The 11067-nt window shown below is 33.9% G+C and carries 12 protein-coding genes and 1 riboswitch; of the genes, 1 reads left to right on the forward strand and 11 read right to left on the reverse strand.

All coding sequences use genetic code 11. From position 1 onward, the window contains the following. Window positions 1-103 precede the first annotated feature (103 nt). Window positions 104-214, reverse strand: a riboswitch (SAM riboswitch). 121 nt (window positions 215-335) lie between these two features. From B7R67_RS13945 to B7R67_RS13980, 9 genes are all read right to left on the reverse strand, one after another. Further along, complete coding sequence (locus tag B7R67_RS13945; protein ID WP_088071391.1) at window positions 336-698, reverse strand: hypothetical protein; 363 nt, start codon at window positions 696-698, stop codon at window positions 336-338. A 262-nt stretch (window positions 699-960) separates the two neighbouring features. Next, window positions 961-1284 carry a thioredoxin family protein gene (locus B7R67_RS13950; protein ID WP_088071393.1) on the reverse strand — a complete coding sequence of 108 codons (324 nt, stop codon included), beginning with the start codon at window positions 1282-1284 and terminating at the stop codon, window positions 961-963. 15 nt (window positions 1285-1299) lie between these two features. Beyond that, the gene (locus B7R67_RS13955; protein WP_088071422.1) at window positions 1300-1650 is read right to left on the reverse strand and encodes a toprim domain-containing protein; all 351 of its coding nucleotides are present in this window, start codon (window positions 1648-1650) and stop codon (window positions 1300-1302) included. Window positions 1651-2180: 530 nt separating this feature from the next. Then, window positions 2181-2564, reverse strand: a complete 384-nt coding sequence (gene gcvH / locus B7R67_RS13960) for a glycine cleavage system protein GcvH (RefSeq protein ID WP_088071395.1) — start codon at window positions 2562-2564, stop codon at window positions 2181-2183. Between the two features lie 45 nt (window positions 2565-2609). Further along, window positions 2610-2966: an arsenate reductase family protein gene (locus B7R67_RS13965; protein WP_088071397.1), complete on the reverse strand. Its 357-nt coding sequence runs from the start codon at window positions 2964-2966 to the stop codon at window positions 2610-2612. 309 nt (window positions 2967-3275) lie between these two features. Then, the gene (locus B7R67_RS21915) at window positions 3276-3479 is read right to left on the reverse strand and encodes a hypothetical protein (RefSeq protein WP_142289563.1); all 204 of its coding nucleotides are present in this window, start codon (window positions 3477-3479) and stop codon (window positions 3276-3278) included. Between the two features lie 42 nt (window positions 3480-3521). Continuing rightward, window positions 3522-5306: an acyl-CoA dehydrogenase family protein gene (locus B7R67_RS13970; protein ID WP_088071399.1), complete on the reverse strand. Its 1785-nt coding sequence runs from the start codon at window positions 5304-5306 to the stop codon at window positions 3522-3524. 86 nt (window positions 5307-5392) lie between these two features. Then, on the reverse strand, window positions 5393-6568 hold the full coding sequence (locus B7R67_RS13975; RefSeq protein ID WP_088071401.1) for an acetyl-CoA C-acetyltransferase: 1176 nt from the start codon (window positions 6566-6568) through the stop codon (window positions 5393-5395). Window positions 6569-6588: 20 nt separating this feature from the next. Further along, window positions 6589-8970 carry a 3-hydroxyacyl-CoA dehydrogenase/enoyl-CoA hydratase family protein gene (locus tag B7R67_RS13980; protein ID WP_088071423.1) on the reverse strand — a complete coding sequence of 794 codons (2382 nt, stop codon included), beginning with the start codon at window positions 8968-8970 and terminating at the stop codon, window positions 6589-6591. Between the two features lie 270 nt (window positions 8971-9240). Between B7R67_RS13980 and B7R67_RS13985 the strand changes: the two genes are divergently transcribed. Beyond that, window positions 9241-9381 (forward strand): YuzL family protein, encoded by a 141-nt coding sequence (locus tag B7R67_RS13985; protein WP_088071403.1) that lies wholly within the window; start codon window positions 9241-9243, stop codon window positions 9379-9381. Between the two features lie 155 nt (window positions 9382-9536). Here B7R67_RS13985 and B7R67_RS13990 read toward each other — a convergent pair whose 3' ends face one another. Beyond that, window positions 9537-10454 carry a proline dehydrogenase family protein gene (locus B7R67_RS13990; RefSeq protein ID WP_088071405.1) on the reverse strand — a complete coding sequence of 306 codons (918 nt, stop codon included), beginning with the start codon at window positions 10452-10454 and terminating at the stop codon, window positions 9537-9539. A gap of 187 nt (window positions 10455-10641) precedes the next feature. Beyond that, a complete protein-coding gene (locus B7R67_RS13995) occupies window positions 10642-10905 on the reverse strand; it encodes a DUF2573 family protein (protein ID WP_088071407.1) in 264 nt (87 codons plus the stop codon). Window positions 10906-11067 lie beyond the last annotated feature (162 nt).

Raw genomic sequence — 11067 nt, forward strand, 5'->3', positions numbered from 1 at the left:
CTTTTCAATTTTTTGTAAGAAAGTACTTTTTTAGTCACATAAAACAAAAAAACCTTTCAACTCGCATGAGCAGAAAGGTTTAACATACAAAAAGTATTCCTTTCTCTCATCTCTCAAAGCAATTGCTTTGCAGGAATTAGCACCATTTCAATGACGAACATTGACGGTTGCTGGGTTTCATAGGGCACAGTCCCTCCACCTCTCTCGATAAGAGTTAACATATCGTTTATATTAAGTTGTAATTATTGTTTTTAATCATTATTTAGTTAACGTAATTTCGCCTTAACGTAATCGCCTTAACGTAATTCTCATTCTACAAAGATAGACATAAGTTGTCAACAATTTTCTAAAAGTTTTTTTTCATTTTCAACGCTCGTATATTGAAAAATCGTTTCGATTAGTAGTAATAATCGATAATTGCCTTCAAAGGACGCGTCATTTAATTTTAATAATAGCCCTAATCTTTGTGTACCTAAATATAATGATTGCCATCCATCTTTTGTAAAATTAATCCGAAGCTGTGGAATCGATCGCTCTAATGTTTCGATATATGGTGCCTTTTTGCTAAATTTAATAAAAACTTTTTCATTTTTGCAATTGAATTCAACAATCCGATCCTCTATTGGTAAAATTATTTGTAAATATTCCTTTTTGATAAATAAGTTTCTTGCTTGTCCAACCCACTCCTTAATTTCCATATCGTACACCTCTTCTGATTTTATTAAACCTATTTTCTCATAGTTACTCGGAGTGTTCTTTAAAATTCGCTCGACATTTACTTTAATGAAATTGTATTTTCTACACGTTTCAACTTATTTCCTGAGAAATATGTCAAATGTTAGGAGTTGGTGTGATGATAAAAATGCTCAAAAAAATTTAATGTTAATTGTTGATTTTTTTACAGAACACACATTCTTTTTTAACAGAGTCAAAAATAAAAAAAGAGTGCAACATTTGCACTCATCTTTTAATATATAAATTATATTTTTTTAATAACTCATGTAAATATGGAACCGACTGAAAAGCATACACTTTTTGCTTAATTTCCCCATTCTCAAATATGAGTAAACAAGGTACACTTTCGACCTTCCAATTTTGAGCTTCATCCACGATTTCATTAATATTTGTTTTGCATAGAGGTAAATTAGGTAGAATCTCGTTTACTACTTCTAGCATTTTAGATGCTACTTGGCATGTACCACACATTGCAGTAAAAATATAAATAATAGTGGTCTCTCTTGATTGAATTCGTTGCATTAGTTCATTCTTTGTCCATTGCTGCATTCTATTTAATCCTTTTTAATTTGTTCGTAAATAATCGGTAAAGACTAATATATCCGCCCCTAATAATACGCTCGCTAAATGTTGACTTGGAGCTGTCGCTACTTCTCGGTAACTTCTATCAATGTACAGATGTTCTGCTTGTGGAAATTCTCTTTTTAACAATCTTCTAAGTTTTTCACCAGCTTCATCTGCATCTACCAACACATAAATTTCTCTAAAATCTAACATTTCAGCAAGCTCATCTAGCTTTGAAGTACCAACTGTACCATTCGTACAAATAATATCGACAGGCTCTTTAATAATAGTCTGTATTTTTTTCTTATCAGTAGTACCTTCGACAATGATAACTTTTCTTTGATCTTCAATATTCACTGGGCATCACCTAATGTATAGGACTCAAAAACTTTTGACTAAAAAATCTTTGTATTTAGTATATTCTATTTTCCTTTGTTGTTTCCTTTTTTTCACAAAAGTAAATTATCGCTTTGATTAATCTATTATGTAAATAAGTTAAGCTTTATTACTTTTATTATACACAAAAAATATAAAAAACAGGTATTAATCAGTCTGATACTTTAATTTTTAAAATTTAGGCTCTGTAAAAAAGAATGTTGGTGATTTCCGTTAAAGGATGCCATTAAGAGCAGGAACAAGGAAGGGCAGGATCTAGGGGAGAGCAAAGATATTAAAAGACTTTTAAAAATTTTAATGATTATCACTACTAAATTTACGTCCTATATTCTTTTCCTGCCTTCCCTGCTTCTCCTGCTCTTTTCTGTCTCCCACCTTCCACTCAAAAATCTTTTTCAAATATTTTTTTTGTAAAAAATCAACAATTAACATTAACAGAGCCAAAATTTAAAAAGCGCCCAAAATGGGCGCTTAAGATCTGATAATTAATCTTGGTTAATCATTTCTTCGTATTGACTTGCTGTCATTAACTCATCAAGTTCTGAAGCATTTGTAGCTTCAACAACTACCATCCATGCTTTTTCGTAAGGAGATTCATTTACGAATTCAGGATTGTCATCTAAATCAGAGTTTACTTCAATTACTTTACCACTGATTGGAGCATATAGTTCAGATACAGTTTTTACTGATTCTACGCTACCGAATGGCTCGTTAATTGTTAGTTCATCTCCTACTTCTGGTAACTCAACAAATACGATATCTCCAAGCTCTGATTGAGCAAAATGAGTAATACCGATATAGTATTTATTACCTTCAACTTTTACCCACTCATGTTCTTCTGAATAACGTAGTTCATTTGGAATTGACATTGTGAAATCCTCCTCTGATTAATTACCTTAATTTATATTGATATTTTATAACCAAACCTTTTCAAATACTTCCTCATTAAAACCAACTGTCGCTTTGTCTCCATTAAAAAGTAGAGGCCTTTTAATTAACTTCCCATCAGAACTTAAAAGTTCTAATAGCTCGTCCTCAGTTTTTGTTGGGATAACATCCTTCAAACCAAGCTCGCGATACTTAACGCCACTAGTGTTAAATAATTTATTGATTGAAAGTCCACTTGCTTTAAATACTTCGGCAAGAATTTCTTTTGAAGGTGGATTTAAAGTAATATCAATTGCTTCTACTGGAACGTTATGTTCTTTAAGCCATGAAGCCGCTTTTCGACAAGTTCCACATTTTGGATATGTATAAAAAATGATACTCATTTAGCAACTCCTCCCATTTTCTATTTTATCACAGGGATTAAGTGAGTTAAAATAGTTGAGTTCGAAAATTCTGTAATAAATTGTCATTTAACATCATTATAGCAATATTAATCATACTAAACTAGCATAACGTTCGTGTTTTCTATTCATTTCGAGCAGAATTTTATAATTTTAAATTTAATCAAAGTAATTTCCTGAAAATTAGATTACAACTGTTTAAATTCAACTCAACTTCTACTATTATTTCACAACTCGTGGGAAATTTATCCTTTTATTCCATAAAAAGATTTCAGCATTTACAATACCTGATTATTTTAATACCAGATTCACTTTATGAACAAAAAACATACTTTTATGAACAGATTTCACTTCTTTATCAACAAAGTAGACAGCTATATCAACAAAGTTCATAACTTTATCAACAAAATACACGGCTATATCAACAAAGTTCACAACTTTATCAACAATATACACAGTATGTTCGTGTTTCCCTCCATAGCCTATACCATCCAACGAAAAAAACTGCCAATCAACAAATTGGCAGTTTTTCTGAAATTAAACAGTATAACGTTCTTCAGCTAATACGTTAGCTGCGATTTCACGTTTCTTCGCAATTACATTAATTGGTGTATGACGCGTAAACTTACGAAGTGCTGACGTCATCATTCTTAATGTATCACCTGATTCAACTGCTACAAGTGTTTCTTTCGCATGTGCTTCGATTTCGTTAAATGCTTCTTGGCAGAATACTTGAGTATAAAGTAATTTTTGGTTTGATTTTTCTAAACCAACTTTGTTGATCGCTTTTTCAGTACGTAGAACTGTTGATTCCATTGCATAAATATTGCTTACGATATCAGCAATATTTACTAGAATTTCTTGTTCATTACTTAATGCTTTACCGAATTTTTGAACTGCTAATCCAGCAATCATGATCGCAATCTTTTTCGCATTACGTACTAAATGTTTTTCTTGCTCTAATGGAGCATCTCCAACTTCAGAAGGCATTAACATCATTAATTCTTCTTGAATTTGTTGTGCTTGTTGAAGTAATGGAAGCTCTCCGCTCATTGCTTTACGAAGGTAAGTGCTAGGCACGATTAAGCGGTTGATTTCGTTCGTTCCCTCAAAGATTCGATTAATACGAGAATCACGGTAGATACGCTCAATTTCATATTCAGCCATGAAACCATATCCACCATGGATTTGTACGCCTTCATCTGCAACATAATCTAATACTTCAGAACAGAAGAATTTATTTAATGAACATTCAATCGCATATTCTGCTACCGCAGCTGCTACAGCTTTTGGATCTTTTGCTTGCTCTTCAGTTAATTGACTGAAGCGATCTTCAAAAAGACCTACAGTACGATAAGCTGAACTTTCACTAGCATAAATTTTTGTAGCCATGCTTGCTAATTTTTCTTGAATCAAACTAAATTTAGCAATTGGCGTTTTGAATTGTTGACGTTGGTTAGCATAAGTTGCTGATAATTCTAAAGCTCGTTTCGAACCACCAACTGTACCAACAGCTAATTTATAACGACCAATATTTAAGATGTTAAATGCAATAACATGCCCTTTCCCTTTTTCTCCTAAAAGGTTCTCAACTGGTACTTTTACATCCTCTAAAATTAATGTACGAGTAGAAGAAGATTTAATCCCCATTTTCTTTTCTTCTGGGCCTGTAGATACACCTTCGTAACCTCTTTCAACGATAAATGTTGAGAAGTGTTCGCCATCAATTTTTGCATAAACGATGAATACGTCAGCAAATGCAGAGTTTGTGATCCATTGTTTTTCACCATTTAAGATATAGTGAGTCCCTTCAGCATTTAGCTTAGCAGTAGTTTTAGCTCCTAATGCATCTGATCCAGAACCTGGTTCCGTTAATGCATAAGCGGCAAATTTTCCACCCGTTGCTAAAGCTGGTAAATAACGTTGTTTTTGATCATGATTTCCGAATAAAACGATTGGAAGTGAGCCAATTCCTACGTGAGCACCTTGAGAAAGTGAAAAACCACCTGCTCTAGAAATTTTCTCTGTAATTAAAGCAGAGCTAATTTTGTCTAATGCAATTCCACCATACTCCTCAGGAACATCAGCTGCTAATAATCCTAATTCGCCAGCTTGTTTTAATAATCTTACTGTACGGTCAAATTCATGCTTCTCTAGATACTCTAATTCTGGTAATACTTCATTAACAACAAATTCTTCAGTTGTTTTCGCAATTAATTTATGCTCATCTGAGAAATCCTCAGGTGTAAATACTTTATCAAAAGTTACTTCTTCCGTTAAAAAGCTTCCGCCTTTAAGTAAATTACCAATTGTTTTTTCCATCGAAAGTTCCTCCTATTTAAATTTCATTTTTTTTGATAGAATCTTGTTTTCTAGCAAAGAATCTATCAATCTATTCATACGACTTATTAAACTAATTCAAATACTCCAGCAGCACCCATACCGCCACCTACACACATTGTTACGATACCAAATTGCTCACCGCGACGCTTCATCTCATGTAATAAAGATAAAGTTAATTTAGTACCTGTACAGCCAAGTGGATGACCTAATGCAATAGCTCCACCGTTTACATTTACACGATCTTCATCCAGTCCTAAGTGACGGATAATTTGAATTGATTGAGAAGCAAAAGCTTCATTTAATTCAAATAATCCAATATCAGATAAGCTTAATCCAGCTAATTTAAGAGCTTTTGGAATTGCTTCAACTGGTCCAATTCCCATTACTTCTGGAGCTACTCCTGCTACTGCAAAAGAACGGAATTTTAATAATGGGCTTAATCCTTCAGCTTCCGCTTTCTCACGGTCCATAACTAAAACTGCTGCTGCTCCATCACTTGTTTGTGATGAGTTACCTGCAGTTACAGAACCTTTTACATTGAATGCCGGTCTTAATTTTGCTAATACTTCAGAAGATGTACCTTCACGAACTCCCTCATCTTGAGCGAAAGTGAATTTCTTTTCTTCTAATTTGTTATTTGAGTTAACTGAACGTAACGTTACATCAACAGGAACGATTTCATCTACAAAACGCCCTTCTTTAATAGCTGCTGCTGCACGCTGATGACTGCGTACTGCAAATGCATCTTGATCTTCTCTAGAAATACCATAGCGATTAGCAACCTGCTCTGCAGTATGTCCCATACCCATATAGTATTCTGGAGCCGTTTCTACTAATCTACTATTTAAACGAGCAACATGCCCTCCCATTGGAAGTAGACTCATTGACTCTGCTCCACCTGCAATAATTGCTTCAGAGTGACCTAACATAATTCTTTCACTTGCATAAGCGATACTTTGTAGACCTGAAGAACAATAACGGTTAACCGTTATTCCTGGAACTGAATGAGGTAATCCTGCAAGTGCTCCAATATTACGGGCCATATTATAACCTTGTTCGGCTTCAGGTGATGAACAACCAAAAATGACATCATCAATTGGACCATCATAATTACCTGCGCGTTTTAATGTTTCCTTTACAACTAATGCTCCTAAATCATCTGGTCGAACTGTTGCAAGTGATCCTTTTTTCGATTTACCTACAGGTGTTCTAGCACCCGCTACAATGACAGCTTCTCTCATGTTCTTCCCTCCATCTCCCATTAATTACGTAACGGTTTTCCTTTAACAAGCATATGTTGCATACGTGCTTGAGATTTCATTTCTGTAATTAAACTTAAAAACGCTTCACGTTCGATATTTAATAAATACTCTTCATCTACATATGTGCCGTATGGTACTTTTCCACCAGCAATTACATAGGCTAATTTTTTAGCAATCGTTAAATCATGCTCACTAATGTACCCTGAATAGAACATTGAGTTTGCTCCAGCCAATAATGTTGCATAACCAGATTCACCCACAACAGGTACTTTTTCACGAATTGGCGCACTATATCCAGCCTCATATAACTCAAGTACACGTTGTTTTGCTTCATAAATTAAGTGATCCGCATTAAATACTTTACGATCTCCTTGATTTAAGAATCCATTTTCAAATGCCTCTTGTGCTGAAGTTGATACTTTTGCCATAGCAACCGTTTCGAACACACGATTTGCAAGACCTTGAAGATCGAATGCAACTCCTTCAGGGAATTGTTTTAATTGTTTAATGTAAAGCTCTTTACTACCGCCTCCGCCAGGAATTAAGCCAACCCCAACTTCTACTAAGCCCATATAAGTTTCAGAAGAAGCAACTACACTAGCAGCTGGTAAACAAATTTCAGCACCACCACCAAGTGTCATTCCATAAGGAGCTACTACTACCGGTTTATCAGAGTATTTAATTTTCATCATTGCTTGTTGGAAGCCCTTAACAACCATTTCAATTTCAAAATAGTTATCGTCTTGTGCTTCCATTAAAATCATTGCTAAGTTCGCACCTACGCAGAAGTTTTTAGCTTGGTTTCCAATAACTAAACCTTTATAATTTTTCGAAACTTCATCGACTGCGAAATTAATCATTTGTGTAATATCCATTCCAATTGCATTGCTCTTTGTATGGAATTCTAAACATGCTACGCCGTCACCAAGGTCAATCAAAGTAGCACCAGAGTTTTTCTTAATAATACGACCTTGTTCTTTTAATACACTTAATTTAACTTCTTTTTCATTTCTAACAAGCTCTTCGTATTGGCCGTTATGATAGAAGCTAGTAACTCCATTATCTTGTTTATAGAAAGTTTCATTACCGTTATCGATCATATCTTTAACCCAATTAGGAACTACTAAGCCTTCGCTTTCCATACGGGCAACTGATTTAGACACTCCAATTGCATCCCAAATTTCAAAAGGACCTAAATCCCAGCCAAATCCCCATTTCATCGCCTGATCAATTCCAACGATGTTATCAGAAATTTCACCGTTTAATTCAGCAGAGTATACTAATACCGGGCTAATAATACTCCATAAGAAATTACCAGCACGATCATCAGCATATACAAGCGCTTTCAACTTATTCGCTAAACCTTTAACTTGTTTAACGTTTTCAGTTGAAGCTGTACGCAAGCTTTTTCTTTCTCCATATTCAAATGTGCTTGGATCTAATTCTAGAATTTCTTTCCCTTGTTTTAAGAAAAATCCTTGACCAGATTTACTTCCTAACCAATTACGATTAGCCATTTCTTTCATAAACTCTGGAACCTTAAATACTTCTTTTTCTTCTCCTTCAACTAACTCATAAACATTGTTAGCAACATGAATGAATGTATCTAATCCAACGACATCCAATGTACGGAATGTAGCGCTAGAAGGACGTCCGATCATTGGACCAGTAATTGAATCAACTTCTCCAACACTGTATCCGCCTTTAAGCATTTCTTGTACAGTTACAAGTAATCCGTAAGTTCCGATTCGATTTCCGATAAAGTTAGGCGTATCCTTTGCTAAAACAACCCCTTTACCTAAAACGTCTTCGCCAAATTTTTTCATAAATGTAAGTACTTCTTCAGATGTATGTTTAGTAGGAATAACTTCTAATAATTTTAAATAACGTGGTGGGTTAAAAAAGTGAGTGCCTAAGAAATGTTTTTTGAAGTCATCTGAACAATCTTCAGACATTGCTTCAATTGAGATACCAGATGTATTTGAGCTTACAATTGAGCCAGGTTTGCGAACCGCATCGACCTTTGCCAATACTTGTTTTTTAATTGCTAAATTTTCAACGACTACTTCAATAATCCAGTCAACTTCACTTAAACGACCCATGTCATCATCAAAGTTTCCAGGTTGAATCAAAGCTAAGTTTTTCTTAGATGCAAGAGGAGCTGGCTTTTGTTTCAATAATTTCTGAATAGCCGTTTGACTAAAACGATTACGAAATTCTTTAGAGTCAGTAGTAAGACCTTTTGCAGCATCTTCCTCAGATAGTTCTCTTGGTACAATATCAAGAAGTAATGTTGGAATACCTATATTTGCCAAGTGTGCAGCGATACCAGATCCCATCACACCAGAGCCGAGTACAGCGGCCTTTTTAATTCTTTGGATCATATGCATTTCTCCTCCTCGTTTCTTGAATGAATACTCATTCACTTTCAAGATAGACCATTCCATTGCAAATGAGCACCTCTACTTTCACTATATGATAAATTCTCATTTTTCGCAATAAACAAAAAGTTCAAATTAATAAAATTTTATTTTTTATTCTAAAGTCTTTTCTCTTTCACATTTCTTACTAATCTGCTTTTTTAATCTTGTATAGTTTTTTACTAATAAGTTTATTTAAATAGGTTAGTATAAGAAATGGAGGTGATAAGAATGAAACGTGAAAGAAATCCATCAAAGGGCGGAGTCAGTGCGGCAAGTGTTCAAGGTAATGCAAGTCACGGAGATCAACGACAAGAAAAAGGAAAACAAAGTAATAATCAGCAGTACGGTAAAAAAAATATGGGTCAGTAAACTTTTTTCACTCGAAGTTAATAACAAAACTAGGACAAATAATGTTGTTTTACTACTAACTTACTTATCACAATTAATCCTGTAATAGAGAAAAAAAGGCTGACTAAAAAGGATTCTCACTCAATCCTTTTTAGTCAGCCTCTTCATTTTTAAAATTATTTACTAAACATACCTTTTAATACGAATGCAACGTTTGCAGGGCGTTCAGCTAGGCGACGCATGAAGTATCCATACCAGTCAGTTCCATAAGGTACATAAACTCGCATGTTATATCCTTCTTTTACAAGCTCTAATTGACGCTCTGTACGAATTCCGTATAACATTTGGAATTCGAATTGATCATTCGGTATATTGTGTTCTTTTACTAATTGTTTTGTGTACTCAATCATCGCTTCATCATGTGATGCAATCGCAGTGAAGTTACCATTTAATAAGTGCATTTTAATAATTTTTTTGAAGTTTTCATCCACATCTTTTTTATCTGGGAAAGCTACTTCTGCAGGCTCTTTATATGCACCTTTTACTAAACGTAAGTTAGGTTTTAAGCTATTTAAATCTGTGATATCGTTTTCAGTTCTGTATAAATAAGCTTGAATAACTGTACCGATATTATCGTATTCTGACTTTAATTGTTTAAAGATACGGATTGTTTTTTCACAACGAGAAAAATCTTCCATATCGATTGTAACGAATACTCCACTTTTCTTAGCAGCTTCTAAAATGCGACGCATATTTGCTAATACTAACTCATCTGAAATATCCAGACCCATAGAAGTCATTTTAAGTGAACATTGAGAATTTAATTTCTCTTTACCGATTGCTTCAATAGCCTCGATACAGTGGTCTGCCATTTCGTTTGCTTCTTCTACAGTATCAACGAATTCTCCCAAGTAGTCGATTGTTACTTTTAAATTCTTTTTATTTAAATCCTTAATAACTTTTGTAGCTAAATCGATTGTTTCGCCTGCAACAAAACGAGCTGCACCAAATCTTAGACCATATTTCTTGGCCATTTTAGTTAAAAACTTATTTTTAGACATAAATAAAAAAGCATTTTTCATAACTTGTTCCATTACTTTACCCCCAAATTAATCTTTCTTTTCTCTCTCTCTAATACTAATGTATCATTTAATTATTTTTGTTAAAACAATTATTTAATAATTTGTCGAATTTTGTTTATTAAGAAATGTATGCCCTTACTAAATATTATACTATCATAATTTTTAGATTCAGTCATCTTTGAAAAATATGGATAAAATATTATGACTTATTTCTCTTTGCCATAGCTTCTCGATGTTGATCATTTAATGTTTTTATTTCCTTTATTAGATTGATAACTTCATCTTTCGCTTGCGGATATGTATCATTCCAATGTTTTGTTAATGCAGGCATTGATTTTGATATATAGGTATACATAACCCATTTTTCTACTTTTCCTTGTTTTTCTTCTGACCAATCACCTAATAACAATTCCGTATATTTTTTTAATAACGCATCAAACTTAGCTTCAAACTCATTTGTCATTTTAATCACCTCTCCAATAAATTTTAGGTTTTGTTTAATAAAGATGATTGATTTCCATTTCAGGATGCTCGCTTTTCTAAGAGCGGGAACAAGGAAAGGCGGGATCAAGGAGAAAGATATAAAGACTTTAGTCTCTAAGCCTGCTCTTCCAGTCTCCCACCT

It is taken from the genome of Gottfriedia luciferensis, from assembly GCF_002156865.1.
In the GTDB taxonomy this organism is placed as follows: domain Bacteria; phylum Bacillota; class Bacilli; order Bacillales; family Bacillaceae_G; genus Gottfriedia; species Gottfriedia luciferensis.

Bases quoted from the DNA above. Each gene is read 5' to 3' on its own strand.
- B7R67_RS13970 (WP_088071399.1), bottom strand. From the start codon at position 5,306: ATGGAAAAAACAATTGGTAATTTACTTAAAGGCGGAAGCTTTTTAACG.
- B7R67_RS13950 (WP_088071393.1), bottom strand. From the start codon at position 1,284: ATGCAGCAATGGACAAAGAATGAACTAATGCAACGAATTCAATCAAGA.
- B7R67_RS13995 (WP_088071407.1), bottom strand. From the start codon at position 10,905: ATGACAAATGAGTTTGAAGCTAAGTTTGATGCGTTATTAAAAAAATAT.
- B7R67_RS13975 (WP_088071401.1), bottom strand. From the start codon at position 6,568: ATGAGAGAAGCTGTCATTGTAGCGGGTGCTAGAACACCTGTAGGTAAA.
- B7R67_RS13965 (WP_088071397.1), bottom strand. From the start codon at position 2,966: ATGAGTATCATTTTTTATACATATCCAAAATGTGGAACTTGTCGAAAA.
- gcvH (WP_088071395.1), bottom strand. From the start codon at position 2,564: ATGTCAATTCCAAATGAACTACGTTATTCAGAAGAACATGAGTGGGTA.
- B7R67_RS13990 (WP_088071405.1), bottom strand. From the start codon at position 10,454: ATGGAACAAGTTATGAAAAATGCTTTTTTATTTATGTCTAAAAATAAG.
- B7R67_RS13985 (WP_088071403.1), top strand. From the start codon at position 9,241: ATGAAACGTGAAAGAAATCCATCAAAGGGCGGAGTCAGTGCGGCAAGT.
- B7R67_RS13945 (WP_088071391.1), bottom strand. From the start codon at position 698: ATGGAAATTAAGGAGTGGGTTGGACAAGCAAGAAACTTATTTATCAAA.